This window comes from Streptomyces sp. V4I8 (assembly GCF_041261225.1).
Taxonomy (GTDB): Bacteria; Actinomycetota; Actinomycetes; order Streptomycetales; family Streptomycetaceae; genus Streptomyces.
The window spans coordinates 3313798-3329729 of sequence record NZ_JBGCCN010000001.1; the positions used below are offsets into that span (position 1 = coordinate 3313798).

Annotated in this window: 12 protein-coding genes and 1 pseudogene; 9 read left to right on the plus strand and 4 right to left on the minus strand. The window is 71.2% G+C overall.

The genetic code is table 11. The features are described 5' to 3' along the window. Positions 1-10: 10 nt before the first annotated feature. A complete protein-coding gene (locus ABIE67_RS15070) occupies positions 11-832 on the plus strand; it encodes a serine hydrolase domain-containing protein (RefSeq protein WP_370257260.1) in 822 nt (273 codons plus the stop codon). A gap of 6 nt (positions 833-838) precedes the next feature. Here the strand turns inward: ABIE67_RS15070 and ABIE67_RS15075 are convergent. Next, positions 839-3131: pseudogene (locus ABIE67_RS15075) on the minus strand (MMPL family transporter). Between the two features lie 41 nt (positions 3132-3172). After that, on the minus strand, positions 3173-3826 hold the full coding sequence (locus tag ABIE67_RS15080) for a pirin family protein (protein ID WP_370268616.1): 654 nt from the start codon (positions 3824-3826) through the stop codon (positions 3173-3175). A gap of 300 nt (positions 3827-4126) precedes the next feature. On the opposite strand from ABIE67_RS15080, the gene fasR reads away from it, so the two are divergent. From fasR to fabF, 5 genes are all read left to right on the plus strand, one after another. Further along, a complete protein-coding gene (gene fasR, locus ABIE67_RS15085) occupies positions 4127-5332 on the plus strand; it encodes a fatty acid biosynthesis transcriptional regulator FasR (RefSeq protein ID WP_370257265.1) in 1206 nt (401 codons plus the stop codon). An 89-nt stretch (positions 5333-5421) separates the two neighbouring features. Then, positions 5422-6384: an ACP S-malonyltransferase gene (locus ABIE67_RS15090; RefSeq protein ID WP_370257269.1), complete on the plus strand. Its 963-nt coding sequence runs from the start codon at positions 5422-5424 to the stop codon at positions 6382-6384. 15 nt (positions 6385-6399) lie between these two features. Continuing rightward, positions 6400-7431: a ketoacyl-ACP synthase III gene (locus ABIE67_RS15095; protein WP_370257271.1), complete on the plus strand. Its 1032-nt coding sequence runs from the start codon at positions 6400-6402 to the stop codon at positions 7429-7431. A gap of 102 nt (positions 7432-7533) precedes the next feature. Then, the gene (locus ABIE67_RS15100) at positions 7534-7782 is read left to right on the plus strand and encodes an acyl carrier protein (RefSeq protein ID WP_004001566.1); all 249 of its coding nucleotides are present in this window, start codon (positions 7534-7536) and stop codon (positions 7780-7782) included. Between the two features lie 84 nt (positions 7783-7866). After that, a complete protein-coding gene (fabF, locus tag ABIE67_RS15105; protein ID WP_370257273.1) occupies positions 7867-9138 on the plus strand; it encodes a beta-ketoacyl-ACP synthase II in 1272 nt (423 codons plus the stop codon). Between the two features lie 181 nt (positions 9139-9319). On the opposite strand, the gene ABIE67_RS15110 is transcribed toward fabF, so the two are convergent. Continuing rightward, positions 9320-9814, minus strand: coding sequence for a DUF3145 domain-containing protein (locus tag ABIE67_RS15110; RefSeq protein WP_048582350.1), 495 nt, complete (start codon positions 9812-9814; stop codon positions 9320-9322). 255 nt (positions 9815-10069) lie between these two features. Here ABIE67_RS15110 and ABIE67_RS15115 point away from each other — a divergent pair, with 255 nt between their 5' ends. After that, positions 10070-10960, plus strand: coding sequence for an SGNH/GDSL hydrolase family protein (locus ABIE67_RS15115; RefSeq protein ID WP_370257274.1), 891 nt, complete (start codon positions 10070-10072; stop codon positions 10958-10960). A 10-nt stretch (positions 10961-10970) separates the two neighbouring features. Then, positions 10971-11948, plus strand: coding sequence for an aldose epimerase family protein (locus tag ABIE67_RS15120; RefSeq protein ID WP_370257276.1), 978 nt, complete (start codon positions 10971-10973; stop codon positions 11946-11948). Positions 11949-12019: 71 nt separating this feature from the next. Here ABIE67_RS15120 and ABIE67_RS15125 read toward each other — a convergent pair whose 3' ends face one another. Further along, positions 12020-14467 carry a glycoside hydrolase family 3 protein gene (locus ABIE67_RS15125; protein WP_370257278.1) on the minus strand — a complete coding sequence of 816 codons (2448 nt, stop codon included), beginning with the start codon at positions 14465-14467 and terminating at the stop codon, positions 12020-12022. Positions 14468-14649: 182 nt separating this feature from the next. Between ABIE67_RS15125 and ABIE67_RS15130 the strand changes: the two genes are divergently transcribed. After that, positions 14650-15918 (plus strand): pyroglutamyl peptidase, encoded by a 1269-nt coding sequence (locus tag ABIE67_RS15130; protein WP_370257280.1) that lies wholly within the window; start codon positions 14650-14652, stop codon positions 15916-15918. The last annotated feature ends 14 nt before the right edge of the window (positions 15919-15932 follow it).

Consider the following 15932-nt stretch of genomic DNA (forward strand, 5'->3'; position numbering starts at 1 on the left):
GCTCGTGAGCATGTCCTTGCAGAGCCTCGCGCTGATCGAAGACTGGCCGGTTCCCACCGCTGCGGCGGGTGTCGTACGGGCGGACGGCACCGTCCTCGGGACCCACGGGCCGATCGGGTACCGGTTCCCCCTCGCCTCGGTCACCAAGCCGCTGGCCGCCTACGCGGTGCTCGTGGCGTACGAGGAGGGGGCGGTCGAGCTCGACGAGCCGGCCGGGCCGCAGGGCTCGACGGTGCGGCATCTGCTCGCGCACACCTCGGGGCTGGCCTTCGACGAGCACCGGGTGACGGCCCCGCCCGGGGAGCGGCGGCTGTACTCCAACGCCGGGTTCGAGCAGCTCGGGGACCATGTCGCCAAGGCGACGGAGATCCCGTTCGCGGAGTATCTGCGGCAGGCGGTGCTGGAGCCGCTGGGCATGACGGCCACGTCGCTGGAGGGCTCCCCGGCGAAGGACGGCGTGTCGACGGTCGAGGATCTGCTGCGGTTCGCGGCGGAGGTGCAGGCGCCGCGCCTGCTGGACCCGCGGACGGTCGCCGAGGCGATGACCGTGCAGTACCCGGGGACGAAGGGCGTGCTGCCGGGGTACGGGCACCAGAACCCCAACGACTGGGGGCTCGGCTTCGAGATCCGTGACGGCAAGTCCCCGCACTGGACGGGCGCTTCGTCCTCGCCGCGCACCTTCGGGCACTTCGGGCAGTCGGGTACGTTCCTGTGGATCGACCCGGACGCGCGGGCGGCCTGCGTCGCGCTGACGGACCGGGCGTTCGGGCCCTGGGCGGTCGAGGTGTGGCCGGGGTTCACGGACGCGGTGCGCGCCGAGGCCGGGCGGTAGGCGCGGTCACTTGTCCTGGCGGGACCCCGGCTCCGGCAGGGCGCCGAGTTTCTCGCCCGTTCCCTCCGTGTCGATGTGCGGCAGGATGCGGTCCAGCCATCGCGGCGTCCACCAGGCGTGCCTGCCCAGCAGCGTCATCACGGCCGGCACCATGAGCAGCCGGACCACCGTGGCGTCGATGAGCACGCTGACGGCGAGGCCGAGCCCCAGCATCTTGACCACGATGTTGTCGCTGATGATGAAGGCCGCGAAGACGCTCACCATGATCAGCGCGGCGCAGGTGATGACGCGCGCGGTGATCTCCAGCGCGTGGGCGACCGAGTCCTTCGCGTCCCCGGTACGCAGCCATGCCTCGTGCACCCGGGACAGCAGGAAGATCTCGTAGTCCATGCTGAGCCCGAAGATGATGGCGAACATCATCATCGGCACATAGCTCTCGATGGGCACCTTGCCGTTGACGCCCAGGGCGGGCCCGCCCCAGCCCCACTGGAACACGGCGACGACGACGCCGTACGAGGCCGCGATCGACAGGACGTTGAGGACGGCCGCCTTCACGGCGACGAGAAGGCCGCGGAAGACCGCGAGGACGATCAGGAAGGCGAGGCCGACCACGACCGCGATGATCACCGGCAGCCGCGCCGCGACGATGTCACGGAAGTCCACCTGGGCGGCCGTCGTCCCGGTGACGTAGCCCTTGGCGTCGGTGCCGGACAGCGCGTCAGGGAGGGTGTGGTCGTAGAGCCGGTTCGTCAGGTCGGTGGTGTCCTTGTTCTGCGGGGACACCGACGAGTAGACCGTGCCGACCAGGACGTCGCCGTCCTGCGTCGGCGTCAGCGGGCTGACGAAGGAGGTCCCGGACTCGTCGCCCAGGGCCTGCTGGGTCTTCGAGGCCAGGTCCGAGCGTTGCGAGTCCGGTACGGAGGTCTGGTCGACGACGATGGTGAGCGGCCCGTTGGAGCCCGCGCCGAACGCGTCCGTCATCAGGTCGTAGGCCCGCCGGTCGGTGAAGGACGTGGGGTCGGCGCCGTCGCCGATGTGCCCGAGCTGGATCGAGAAGACCGGGATGGCCAGCACCGCCACGGTGACGATGCCCGCCGACAGGTACCGCAACGGATGATGCTCGACGCGCTTGGCGTAGCGGTGCCAGGTGCCCTGGGACGTGTCGCCCTCGGCGTCGGTCTCGGCGATGGGCTTGCGCACGTGCCAGCGGTCGATGTTGCGGCCGACCAGCCCCAGCAGGCCGGGACCAGGGGTCAGCGCGCCCAGAACGGCTGAGACGACCGTCACGGCCGCGGCGACGCCGAGTTTGCCGATGAAACTCACGCCGGACACCCACAGGCCCATCAGGGCGACGATCACCGTGGTGCCGGAGACCAGTACCGCGCGTCCGGAGGTGGCCGCGGCGTGGCCGGCGGCGCGCACCGGATCGGCGCCGTCCATGAGGCCCTGCCGGTGCCGGGTGAGCAGGAAGAGGGCGTAGTCGATGCCGACACCCAGGCCGATCATCGTGGCCAGAGTCGGCGACACCGTGGCGAAGGTGAACGCGATGGCGAGCAGCCCGAGGCAGGCCAGGCCGCCGACCACGCCGATCAGCGGTGACGAGTGGCAGCCCGGCGGCGATCACACTGCCGAAGCCGATCAGCAGGACGACGATGGCGACGCCGAACCCGATCGCCTCGCTGATCCGGTCGTTGCCGGCGGGCCGCTCCAGCTCGCCGAGCGATCCGCCGTACTCGACGTCGACGCCGGCCTGTCTGAGCGGCTCCACGGCGTTGTCGACGCCGTTCAGGTAGCTGTCGCCGAGGAGAGAGGGCTGCTCGTCGAAGCGGATGGTGATGTAGCCGGTCCGCCCGTCCGAGGACAGCGGCCCGACCTTCGAGGAGGTGGCGTCCAGCGGGTTCTGCGCGGACAGCACGTGCGGCAGCTTCTGGAGGTCGGCGACGGCGGTCGACATCTGCGAGCCGACCGAGGTCAGCGGCTGGTCCGCGTCGTGCATGACGATCTGGCTGCTGTAACCGCCGGCCTGCGGATCGTGCGCTTTGAGGACGTCCAGGCCCTCCTCGGACTGCACGTCGGACAGAGCGAAGTTGTCCGAGTACTCCCCGCCGTGGATGTGGTTCAGCGCCTGGAGCACGCCGAGTGCCACGACCCAGGCGACGATCACGATCACGAAGTGGTGGGCGCACCACTCACCGAGCCGTCGCAGTCCCCCTTTCGGGGCGTCCCCCGTCCCCCAGCGGTCTTGCGTCTGGCCATGGGCTCGGCTCTTCCCTGCCGGGCGACAGTCGGACACATCCATTGGACGGCGCCCCGATCACTTGGGCATCTCGAGCCCCACGCCTAACCGGCCATCTCCCAGATCAACAGCTCCGCCGCGCTCACCCCCACCGCCTCCACGCCCTCGGCGTCCGCGAGGCGCGCGGCATCCCCGGCCCCCAGCTTCTCCCCGCCCAGCCGCACTTCCCCGCGCACGACATGCACGTACACGAACGCCCCGTCCGGCACCGCCGTCCGCTCCCCCGCCCCCAGCCGCCGCACATGGAGCATCGCCCCCGCCTCCGGGACGGCGTACGGCGTCGAGTCCGCGATGCCATGGACGATCTCGTACGCCGGGTCACCGCCGGGCGACAGCGGGGCCAGCCAGGTCTGGATGAAGGTGAGGGGGGCGTCGGCGTCGTTGCGCTCCACGTGCCGTACGCCACCCGCCGAGCTCAGCCGCTGCACGTCCCCGGGGCCGACCCGGGTCTCGTGGCCGGTGGAGTCACGGTGGGTCAGCTCGCCCTCGACGACCCACGTCACGATCTCGGTGTGGCTGTGGGGGTGCTCGTCGAAGCCGGCGCCGGGTGCGAGCCGCTCCTCGTTGCAGGCGATCATCGCGCCGAAACGGAGGTTGTCGGGGTCGTAGTGCGGGCCGAAGGAAAAGGCGTGGCGTGACTCGATACCCACCGCCGGATCCCCACCGGGATAGCGCTCCGCAGCGCGCCGTACGTCCATCACGCCCCCACGGTATCCCCGCCGTACGGCCGGACCCCGCACCAAAGCCCTCCGGTTCATTCCCTCGCCCCCGCCGCCCCTACCCGTCCCATCCCTTGACGGGCTCCGCCCCTTCCACCCCGCTGGGGCTGCCGGCCCAGACCCGCTGTCGGCCCGACGGGCCTCGTCCTCAAACGCCGGACGGGCTGGAGGTGCGCCCCCGTCCGCGAGGGGCCGCAAAAGGCACTACACAACCCACGGAGCCGTAAAGCACACACCCTCTGGCACGCACCCCCGTCCCGATAAGGCAGTCTTGTCCCCGTGCCCGAACCCGTAGCCCGTAAGTCCGAAGCCGCCGCGCACGATGTCCACCCGCACTCCGCGACCCTGAAGCGGCTCGAGAAATCCTCCGGTTCGCTCGCCGCGCAGGCGATCGCGCGGATGGACGAGACGCTGCCGTGGTACCGGGCCATGCCCCCGGAGAACCGTTCCTGGATCGGTCTCGTCGCCCAGGCCGGTATCGCCGCCTTCACCGAGTGGTTCCGGCATCCCGACGCCCCTCAGGCGATCTCCACCGACGTCTTCGGGACCGCGCCTCGTGAGCTGACCCGCGCGATCACGCTCCGCCAGACCGTCGAGATGGTGCGCACCACGATCGAGGTCATGGAGTCGGCCATCGACGAGGTGGCGGCGCCCGGTGACGAGAGCGTGCTGCGGGAGGCGCTGCTGGTCTACGCCCGTGAGATCGCCTTCGCCACCGCGCAGGTCTACGCCCAGGCCGCCGAGGCACGCGGTGCCTGGGACGCCCGCCTCGAGTCCCTCGTCGTGAACGCCGTGCTCAGCGGCGAGGCCGACGAGGGGGCCGTGTCGCGGGCCGCCGCGCTGGGGTGGAACTCGCCGGAGCATGTGTGCGTCGTGCTCGGGACCGCGCCCGACGGGGACAGCGAGCTGACGGTCGAGGCCATCCGGCGGGCCGCCCGGCACGCCAAGCTGCAGGTGCTGACCGGGGTGCTCGGGGACCGGCTCGTCGTCATCGCGGGCGGCAGTGACAACCCCATCGCGGTGGCGAAGTCGCTGATCGGGCCGTACGCCGCCGGGCCGGTCGTGGCGGGGCCCGTCGTACCCGATCTGCAGGCCGCCACCCGGTCCGCGCAGGCCGCCGCCGCCGGGCTGAAGGCGTGTTCCGCCTGGCAGGACGCCCCGCGGCCGGTGCTCGCGGACGATCTGCTCCCGGAGCGCGCCATCGCCGGGGATCCCAGCGCGCGCGAGCAGTTGGTGGAGGAGATCTACAGACCGCTGGAGGAGGCCGGGTCGGCCCTTCTGGAGACGCTGTCGGTCTATCTCGAGCAGGCGAGCAGCCTGGAGGGGGCCGCACGGATGCTCTTCGTGCATCCCAACACCGTGCGCTACCGGCTTCGACGTGTGACTGACGTCACCGGCTGGTCGCCTTCCGATGTACGCTCCGCGTTCACTCTGCGGATCGCGCTGATCCTGGGGCGTCTGGTCGACGGCGATCTTCAGCTCTAGGGTTTTGTCGGGGGCCCACAAAACCCCCTCGTGTTCTTCGTCCTTGTCCCCACGGGCGGCCGTGCCCGTCCCCAAGAGAGAGTGTGAGAGTGCTCGTACTCGTCGCTCCCGGCCAGGGCGCCCAGACGCCCGGCTTCCTGACCCCCTGGCTCGAACTCCCCGGTGCCGCGGACCGCGTCGCCGCGTGGTCCGACGCCATCGGACTGGACCTCGCCCACTACGGCACGCAGGCCGACGCGGACGCCATCCGGGATACGTCCGTGGCGCAGCCGCTCCTTGTCGCCGCCGGACTCCTGTCCGCCGCGGCACTCGGCGCCGAGACATTCACCGTCGGCGCGGCGGGTGCGCCGGGCGCCGTCGCGGGGCACAGCGTCGGTGAGTTCACCGCGGCCGCCTTCGCGGGCGTCCTCGACGACACCGCCGCGCTCACCCTCGTCCGTAAGCGTGGCCTGGCCATGGCCGAGGCCGCCGCGATCACCGAGACCGGCATGTCCGCGCTGCTCGGCGGCGACCCCGACACCTCGGTCGCGCATCTGGAGAAGCTCGGTCTGACCCCGGCGAACATCAACGGCGCCGGCCAGATCGTGGCCGCGGGCACCATGGAGCAGCTCGCCGCGCTGAACGAGGACAAGCCCGAGGGCGTGCGCAAGGTCGTTCCGCTGAAGGTCGCGGGTGCCTTCCACACGCACCACATGGGCCCCGCGGTGGAGAAGCTGGCCGAGGCCGCCAAGGCGCTGGTGCCCGCCGACCCGAAGCTGACCTACGTCTCCAACAAGGACGGCCAGGCGGTCGCCACCGGCGCCGAGGTGCTGGAGCGGCTCGTCGGGCAGGTCGCCAACCCGGTCCGCTGGGACCTGTGCATGGAGACCTTCAAGGAGCTCGGCGTGACGGCCCTGATCGAGGTGTGCCCGGGTGGCACGCTGACCGGGCTGGCCAAGCGCGCGCTGCCGGGCGTGAAGACCCTGGCTCTGAAGACCCCCGACGACCTGGACGCCGCTCGCGAGCTCATCGCCGAGACGACCACACCTGCCGCTGACGCGGCGGGTGCCTGACAAGGAGCCCTGAGCATGGCGAAGCTGAAGCCCAGCAAGGGCGCCCCGTACGCGCGCATCCTCGGTGTCGGCGGCTACCGGCCGGTCCGGGTGGTGCCCAACGAGGTGATCCTGGAGAAGATCGACTCGTCCGACGAGTGGATCCGTTCGCGCTCCGGCATCGAGACGCGGCACTGGGCGAACGACGAGGAGACCGTCGCCGCGATGTCGATCGAGGCGTCCGGCAAGGCGATCGCCGACGCCGGGATCTCCGCCGAGCAGATCGGCGGCGTGATCGTCTCGACCGTGTCGAACTTCCGGCAGACCCCGGCCGTCGCCACCGAGATCGCCGACAAGCTCGGGACGAACAAGGCGGCCGCCTTCGACATCTCGGCCGGCTGCGCGGGCTTCGGCTACGGCCTCACCCTCGCCAAGGGCATGATCGTCGAGGGGTCCGCCGAGTACGTCCTCGTCATCGGCGTGGAGCGGCTGTCCGACCTCACCGACCTGGAGGACCGGGCCACGGCCTTCCTGTTCGGCGACGGCGCCGGCGCGGTCGTGGTGGGCCCCTCCCAGGAGCCGCACATCGGGCCGACGGTGTGGGGTTCCGAGGGCGACAAGTCCGAGACGATCAAGCAGACGGTGCCGTGGGACCAGTTCCGGATCGGCGATGTCTCCCAGCTCCCGCTGGACAGCGAGGGCAACGTCAAGTTCCCTGCGATCACGCAGGAGGGCCAGGCGGTGTTCCGCTGGGCCGTGTTCGAGATGGCGAAGGTCGCCCAGCAGGCGCTGGACGCGGCCGGAATCACCCCGGACGACCTGGACGTCTTCATTCCGCACCAGGCCAACGAGCGGATCATCGACTCGATGGTGAAGACACTGAAGCTGCCGGAGCATGTCACGGTCGCCCGCGACGTGCGCACCACCGGCAACACCTCGGCCGCCTCGATTCCGCTCGCGATGGAGCGGCTCCTGGCGACCGGTGAGGCGAAGAGCGGCGACATCGCACTAGTCATCGGATTCGGGGCGGGTCTCGTATACGCCGCCACGGTCGTTACTCTCCCCTAGGCACTCCGTGCCGGATCTTGTGAGCCGGCACGGGAACCAGCACCACCTGCCGCTGCCGCGGCGGGCGCCAAACCCTCTGAACAACAACGAAGGAGCGCCAAGATGGCCGCCACTCAGGAAGAGATCGTCGCCGGTCTCGCCGACATCGTGAACGAGATCGCCGGCATCCCGGTTGAGGACGTCCAGCTGGACAAGTCCTTCACCGACGACCTGGACGTCGACTCGCTGTCCATGGTCGAGGTCGTCGTCGCCGCCGAAGAGCGTTTCGACGTCAAGATCCCCGACGAGGACGTCAAGAACCTCAAGACGGTGGGCGACGCGACCGACTACATCCTCAAGCACCAGGGCTGATCCTCCGATCAGGCCTCTGGGCTGACTGCCCCGCCACCCGGCGGTGGCGCCGCTGAATCCCCATTCCTTGGAGAAAGAATTCCCGTGAGCCCGACCAATCGCACCGTGGTCGTCACCGGTATCGGCGCAACCACACCGCTGGGTGGCGACGCAGCCTCTACCTGGGAGGGCCTGATCGCCGGCAAGTCCGGCGTCAAGCCCCTGGAGCAGGAGTGGGCCGCCGACCAGGCGGTCCGTATCGCCGCGCCGGTCGCCGTGGAGCCGACCGAGGTCATCCCGCGGCCGCAGGCCCGCCGACTGGACCGCTCGGCGCAGTTCGCGCTGATCGCCGCCCAGGAGGCGTGGAAGGACGCCGGGTTCGAGGCCAAGGCCGGTGAGGACCCGACCGTCGACCCCGACCGCCTGGGCGCGGTCATCGCCTCCGGCATCGGTGGTGTGACGACGCTGCTCGACCAGTACGACGTGCTGAAGGAGAAGGGCGTCCGCCGCGTCTCCCCGCACACCGTCCCCATGCTGATGCCGAACGGCCCCTCCGCGAACGTGGGTCTGGCCGTGGGCGCCCGTGCGGGCGTGCACACGCCGGTCTCCGCCTGCGCGTCGGGCGCCGAGGCCATCGGCTACGCCATCGAGATGATCCGCACGGGCCGTGCCGACATCGTCGTCGCGGGCGGCACCGAGGCGGCGATCCACCCGCTGCCCATCGCCGCGTTCGGCAACATGATGGCGATGTCCAAGAACAACGACGACCCGCAGGGCGCGTCGCGTCCCTACGACGTCGCCCGCGACGGCTTCGTCCTCGGTGAGGGCGCCGGCGTGATCGTCCTGGAGTCCGCCGAGCACGCCGCCAAGCGCGGGGCCCGTGTGTACGCGGAGGCGGTCGGCCAGGGCATCTCCGCCGACGCCCACGACATCGTGCAGCCCGAGCCCGAGGGGCGCGGAATCTCGCAGGCCCTGCAGAACCTGCTGGACCGTACCGACCTGGATCCGGCGGAGATCGTGCACGTCAACGCGCACGCCACGTCGACGCCTGCCGGTGACATCGCCGAGCTCAAGGCGCTGCGGAAGGTGTTCGGTGACGATGCCGACCACATGGCCGTGTCGGCCACCAAGTCGATGACGGGGCACCTGCTGGGTGGCGCCGGTGGTGTCGAGTCGGTCGCGACCGTGCTCGCGCTGTACCACCGGGTGGCTCCGCCGACCATCAACGTGGAGAACCTGGACCCGGAGGCCGAGGCGAATGCCGACGTCATCCGTGGGGAGGCGCGCAAGCTGCCCGTCGAGGGGCGGATCGCTGCGCTGAACGACTCGTTCGGGTTCGGTGGGCACAACGTGGTGCTGGCGTTCCGGTCGGTCTGATTTCCTGTCGTGAACGGCGAGTGGCCCGAACCCCGGGTTGCGGGCGGGCCACTCGCCGTTTCATTGTCTGTTGTCGGCCGGCTGCGGGCCGGTGGGGGCTTGTCGCGCCCACGCGGCGGTAGCCGCAGATTCAACACAGCCCCGCGCCCCTGAACAGCTCGGCGTTGCCGCCAAAGCCTCTCTAGACGACCTGGTGGAGCCAGCGGACCGGGGCGCCTTCTCCCGCGTACCTGAAAGGCTCCAGCTCGTCGTCCCACGGCTTGCCGAGGAGCTTGGCGATCTCCGCCTCCAGCTCGGTCTCGCCGCGCTGCGAACGTGCCAGGGCCGCCCTCAACCGGTCCTCGGGGATGAGGATGTCGCCGTGGATGCCGGTGACGGCGTGGAAGATGCCCAGGTCGGGGGTGCAGCTGTAGCGTTCGCCCTCGGCGGTGGGGCAGGGCTCGGCCGTCACCTCGAAGCGGAGCAGATGCCAGCCGCGCAGGGCGGAGGCCAGCTTGGAGGCCGTGCCCGCCTCGGCCTGCCAGGAGAACTCGGAGCGCCAGGTGCCGGGCGCGGCCGGCTGCCGGATCCAGTCGAGGTTGACGCGTGTGCCGAGCACCCCGGCGACGGCCCACTCGACATGCGGGCACAGCGCGCGCGGCGCGGAGTGCACGTACAGAACTCCACGTGTCGTCACCGGGACCTCCGGGCAGAGCGGACATCTTGCGAACTGGCGGACGATAGTGGCCGGGCAGCCACGTTGATGGTGAGGCTACCGTGCGGCGGCGCAAGGAGTGTGACGTACCGTCGGTCCCGGTGCCGCGAAACGCCCGCCATTCACCCGGCAGGACGCTTGTACGGGTGTGAGCCGTTGCATGAGCCGGGCGGGAACCCTCGTGCGTTGTTATGGGTTGGAGACCATGACGGGGTTGAGCGAGGGGATGGACCACGGATGCCGAAGCGACGGCACCTTTCGCGCGCGGTCTTCGCCGCCGTGACCGCGACCGTGCTGGGTGTCGCCGGCTGTGACGCCGTCGGCGGCAACTCCCCGGCACCATCCGGCTCCGACGCGGGGAGCGCGCGGCCGTCGCCGAAGCCGACACCGGCCTGGGACCGCAGTCCCGCGTCGGTCGCGGCCGTCGGCGACTCCATCACGACCGGTTTCGACGCCTGTACGGTCCTGTCGGACTGCCCCGAGGTGTCCTGGGCGACCGGCAGCAGTCCCCAGGTCGACAGTCTCGCCGTACGGCTGCTGGGGAAGGCGAACGCGGCCGGGCGCAGCTGGAACTACGCCGTGACCGGGGCGCGGATGACGGACGTGGCCGGGCAGATGACTCGGGCGGTGGCGCGCAAGCCGGAGTTGGTGACGGTGATGGCGGGGGCGAACGACGCCTGCCGGGACACGACCGACGCGATGACCTCGGTGGCCGACTTCCGGACGCAGTTCGAGGACGCCATGGGCACGGTGCGGGAGGCGCTGCCGAAGACCCAGGTGTATGTCGCGAGCGTGCCGAATCTGATGCGGTTGTGGGAGCAGGGCCGCACCAATCCGGTGGGCCGGCAGGTGTGGAAGCTAGGCATCTGCCCGTCGATGCTGGGCGACGCCGAGTCCCTCACGGCGGCGGCGAACCAGCGGCGCGAGACGGTGCAGGCGCGGGTCGAGGCGTACAACAAGGTGCTTGAGGAGGTCTGTGCGAAGGACCCCAAGTGCCGGTTCGACGACGGTGCGGTGTACGAGTTCCGCTTCGGCGGGGCGCAGCTGAGCCAGTGGGACTGGTTCCATCCGAGTGTGAACGGTCAGGCGCGGCTTGCCGAGATCGCCTACCGGACGGTCACGAACTAGTGTTCCGCTCATGAGCGAACACTTCGGCACACTTTCCGACGGCACCCGGGTCCAGCGCTGGACTCTGGAGCGCGCGGGCGTTCGGGTGCGGGTGCTGTCGTACGGCGGGATCGTGCAGTCACTGGAGGTGCCGGACCGTGACGGGCACGCGGCGAACGTGGTGCTGGGGTTCGCCGGTCTGGACGGCTATCTCGCCCACCCCGGCCCCTATCTCGGCGCTCTCATCGGGCGGTACGCCAACCGGATCGCGGGCGGCCGCTTCCCGCTCGACGGCCTGTCGTACGCGCTCGACCCCAACAACCCGCCCAACTCCCTGCACGGCGGCGAGCGCGGCTTCGACAAGCGGGTGTGGGACGTGACGCCGGTCGCGCACGGTGTGCGCCTGAGCCGGGTCAGCCCGCACGGTGAGGAGGGCTTCCCGGGGCGGCTCGACGTCTCGGCGACCTACACCCTGGAGGCCGACGGAGCGCTGCGGATCGCGTACGAGGCGGTGACGGACGCGCCGACCGTGGTGAACCTGACCAACCACGGCTACTTCAACCTCGCGGGAGCGCAGTCCGGCAACGCGGGCGGCCATGAACTGCGGCTGGCCGCCTCCCGGTTCACCCCGGTCGACGCGGACCTCATCCCGACTGGCTCGCTGGACGAGGTGGCGGGCACGCGCTTCGACTTCCGCGAGGCGCGGAAGGTCGGCGCGGGGTATGACCACAACTTCGTGCTGGACAAGGGGGTGACGGGGAGTGCGCAGGAGGTCGCCGAGCTGCACGACCCGTCCACCGGGCGGGCGCTGACGGTGGCGACCACCGAGCCCGGCCTCCAGCTGTACACCGCCGACCATCTCACCGAGCCCTTCGCCCCGGGCGACGGCATCGCGCTGGAGACCCAGCACTTCCCGGACTCCCCGAACCGGCCGGAGTTCCCGAGCACGGTGCTGCGGCCGGGCGAGGTGTTCCGTTCGGAGACGGTGTACGGCTTCTCGACCCGCTGAGTTGTCGCCAGTAGCCCCGGCCCGGGCGTCAGGACCCGGGCCGGGGCTGTTCCTGGGGTACTTCTCCCGCCTCAGACGTTAATCGCCGCGGTCACTCGACGGTCGGTGATCGAGCGACTGACCTGGATCTCGTACGAACCCTTCACAAACATCCACGAACTGCTTGTCTCGTCCCACGTCTCGAAGGCGCGGCGCGGAAGGTCGATCACCGCTTCGGCCGTCTCCCCCGGCCCCGCCTCCACACCCGCGAACCCGGCCAGCCATCGCGCCGGGCGGCCGGTGTCGGACTCGGCCGGCGCCAGGTAGACCTGCACGACCTCGCGCCCCGCGCGCTCGCCGGAGTTGCGGACGCGGACCGTGACCGTGGTGCCCTCGACCTTGGCGGACTCGTAGGTCCACTCGGTGTAGCCGAGGCCGTGCCCGAAGGGGTACGACGGGACCCGGCCCTCCTTCTCCCAGGCGCGGTAGCCGATGAAGACGTCCTCGGTGTACGGGAGTTCGCCGGCCGAGGGGACGACCTGGGTGACGGGGGCGTCGGTCAGGGAGCCCCAGGTGGTGGGCAGCCGGCCGCCGGGCTCGTGCGCGCCGGTGAGGACGTCGGCCAGGGCGGCGCCGCCCTCCTGTCCGGGGAACCAGCTGAGCAGGACGGCCGCGACGTGCTCCCGCCAGGGCAGTTCCACCGGGGAGCCGGAGTTGACGACCACGACGGTGTGGGGGTTGGCCGCGGCGACGGCGCGGACCAGGTCGTCCTGGCGGCCGGGCAGGGTCAGGTCCGTGCGGTCGAAGCCCTCGGACTCGACGCGGTCGGTGGTGGCGACCACGACGACGGCCGTGTCGGCGCCCCGGGCGGCCTCGACGGCCTCGGCGATCAGCTCGTCGGGGTCGCGCTGCGGCTCCTGGTGGGAGAGCGTGAAGGCGACGACCTTCATCGGGATGTCCTCGGCGAACTCGACGACGTGGGTCAGGGAGACCTCGACCGGTCGGCCGGCGGTGAGTTCGGGCCGGCCGTGTGCGACGGGGGCGCCGAAGAAGGTGATGAAGGGGTCGTCCTTGGCGGGGCGCTGATCGTCGTCGAAGTACGTGGTCCCGTCGACGGTGAGCTTGAAGGCGCCGATGCCCTTGATGCCGAAGGTGTGGGCGCCGGTGTCGCGCGGGGTGAAGGTGCCGGTCAGCTCGACGGTGTGCAGGGTGTCGTGGGTGACGCCCTCGGGGAGGTCGTCGCCCATCCACTGGATCTGCCCGTTGGGGGCGGACCCCGTACCGATGACGTGACCCTCCGCGTCCCGGCACACGGCTCGCAGCTCGAAGCCCTTGTCGGCGACTGCGAGTTCGGTGTTCGGGTCGGCGCCGACGGCGTAGCTGAGGGCGCCCTCGGGGAGGGCGGCGGTGAGGCCGTCGAGCGGGGAGACGATCCGGTCGGGGAAGACGGTGGCGGAGCCGCCGCCGAGGACACGGGCGTCACGGGCGGCGGCGCCGATGAGCGCGACCGTGCCGGTCGGCCCGAGCGGGAGGGCGCCCTGGTTGCGGACCAGGACGAAGGAGCGGCGGGCGATCTCGCGGGCCAGTTCCGGGCCGTCGACGGTCGCGGGGAGACCGGTGACGGCGGGCTCGGCACCCGGGAGGATGCCGACGCGGGCGGCGAGCCGCAGGACGTTGCGCACGGCGTCGTCGACCTTGGTCTCGGCGACCTCGCCGTCCCGTACGGCCTGGGCGAGCAGCTCGCCGTAGACGGTCCGCGGGCCGGGCATGGCGGCGTCGAGGCCGCCCTCGATGGCGCCCTTCGTCGACCGGGCGGCCATCCAGTCGGAGACGTTGTAGCCGTCGAAGCCCCATTCGCCGCGCAGGACCTCGTTCACGAGGTGGTGGTGCTCGGTCATCGTCGTGCCGTTGACCCTGTTGTAGGCGGTCATGATGCCCCAGGGGTGGGCGTTCTCGACGATGATCTCGAAGGGCGCCAGGTACAGCTCGCGCAGGGCGCGTTCGCTCACCTTGTTGTTCACGGTGAAGCGCTCGGTCTCGGCGTCGTTGGCGACGAAGTGCTTGACGGTCGTGCCGACGCCGCCGGACTGGACGCCGTTCACATAGCCCGCGCCGATCTTCCCCGTCAGATACGGGTCCTCGCTGTAGGCCTCGAAGTGCCGGCCGCCGAGCGGGGAGCGATGCAGATTGACGGTGGGCGCGAGGAGCACGTGCACACCCTTGCGGCGGGCCTCCTGGGCGAGCAGCACGCCGGCCCTGCGGGCGAGTTCGGGGTCCCAGGTGGCGGCGAGCGCGGTGGGCGAGGGCAGCGCGACGGACGGGTCGTCGGCGGTCCAGCGCACGCCCCGGACGCCGATCGGGCCGTCGGACATCACGAGGGACTCCAGGCCGATCTCGGGCAGCGCGGGCAGGGTCCAGGTGTCCTGCCCGGACAGCAGCCGCGCCTTCGCGTCGAGGTCGAGCCGGGCGAGGGCTGCCTCGACGACCGCCTCGCGGGCTTCGTCGGGTGCGGTGCGCCGGGGTGCGGGGGTTCCCGCCATCGGGTGCCTCCTCGTTGAGTCCACGGACGTCTCAATCCTGCCTCGGCCGCCTGAGAAGCAGTCGTGACCGCAACCATCAATTACATCCGGGCGCCTTCCATGGCGTGGACCACGCCCGGCACGCGATACTTCCGGCGTCCCACACCACGCTCCCCCACCGTGACGGAAGGACCGTAACTCCCTTGCATTCCATACGCGTCAGGACCGGTGTTCTCGGCTTGGCCCTGCTGGCCGGCCTCTCCGTCCCCACGACCGGGGCGGCCGCCGCCCGGACGGCACCCGCGCCGACGGTCGAGGAGCAGCGCCTCGACAAGGCGGCCCCCCAGGAGATCCTGCGCCGCTCCGGATTCGACGCCCCGGCAACGGAGTTCGCCGACGACCTCGCCGCGGCGCGCTCCTACGCCCAGGCTCGCCGTGTCGTCGAGCGCGAGGGGGCGGCGCTGTGGCGGCGGGCCGTCGACCGGGCGCAGGGGCGCGGTCCGGCGGGCGGTGATCTCAGCCGGGACGACGACCGGCCGCTGTACTGGGCGCGGTTGTCGATGACGCGGGAGGTGCGGACGTGGGAGCCGGAGTTCGGGCTGAGTGAGGGCCAACGAGCGTCTCTCATCGGCTCGTTGGAGAGAGTCTCGCGTGGCCGGGCCGACATTCGTCATGCGGCCGCAGCCGGCGTCAAGCGGATCCTCGTCACCGGCTTCGACCCCTTCACCCTCGACCGCGACATCCGTATCTCCAACCCGTCCGGGGCCACCGCCCTCGCCCTCGACGGCACGGTGATCCAGACGGCGCAGGGTCCGGCTCGGGTGGAGACCGCCGTGTTCCCGGTGCGCTGGCGGGACTTCGCCGAGGGGACGGTGGAGCGGACGCTGCGGCCGTATCTGAAGCAGGTCGATCTGTTCACGACCGTGAGCCAGGGGCGCGTCGGGCGGTTCGACGTCGAGCGGACCAACGGGGCCTGGCGGGGCGGCTTCGGGGACAACGAGAACATCGGCCGGACCGAGACCATCCCCGTCGCCGACCCGGCCTCGCAGCCGCAGTGGACGACGACGACCCTGCCGTACGCGGAGATCGTCGCCGCGAACACCGGCCGCTTCCCCGTGTACGACAACACGAGCGTGACCGAGATCCCGGCGGGCGGCACACAGGCCGTCGTACGGCCGGACGGGCCGACGCCCGGTTCCACCGCGCGGGCCGGGGGCGGCGGTGACTACCTCTCCAACGAGATCGCCTACCGGGCGACGCTGCTGCGGGACCGGCTGGGGCTGCACGACACCCTGCCGGGCGGGCATGTGCACACGCCGGTGCTGCAGTTCGGGGCGGGCAACACGGATCCGGCCACGGGGGTGGTGACGGATCCGGAGTTCGTGCGGAACCGGATGGACATCGTCGCGCAGGTGCGGGCGATCGTCGCGGTCGCTGTGGATGCGGCGTTGACGTCACGGTCGGGTTCGTAGGCGGTCGGGCCGAA

What these genes read in the sequence shown, in the direction of transcription:
- ABIE67_RS15070 (WP_370257260.1), top strand. Translation starts at nt 11, where the DNA reads ATGTCCTTGCAGAGCCTCGCGCTGATCGAAGACTGGCCGGTTCCCACC.
- ABIE67_RS15080 (WP_370268616.1), bottom strand. Translation starts at nt 3,826, where the DNA reads ATGGACGTACGGCGCGCTGCGGAGCGCTATCCCGGTGGGGATCCGGCG.
- ABIE67_RS15095 (WP_370257271.1), top strand. Translation starts at nt 6,400, where the DNA reads ATGGCGAAGCTGAAGCCCAGCAAGGGCGCCCCGTACGCGCGCATCCTC.
- ABIE67_RS15100 (WP_004001566.1), top strand. Translation starts at nt 7,534, where the DNA reads ATGGCCGCCACTCAGGAAGAGATCGTCGCCGGTCTCGCCGACATCGTG.
- ABIE67_RS15115 (WP_370257274.1), top strand. Translation starts at nt 10,070, where the DNA reads ATGCCGAAGCGACGGCACCTTTCGCGCGCGGTCTTCGCCGCCGTGACC.
- ABIE67_RS15120 (WP_370257276.1), top strand. Translation starts at nt 10,971, where the DNA reads ATGAGCGAACACTTCGGCACACTTTCCGACGGCACCCGGGTCCAGCGC.
- ABIE67_RS15125 (WP_370257278.1), bottom strand. Translation starts at nt 14,467, where the DNA reads ATGGCGGGAACCCCCGCACCCCGGCGCACCGCACCCGACGAAGCCCGC.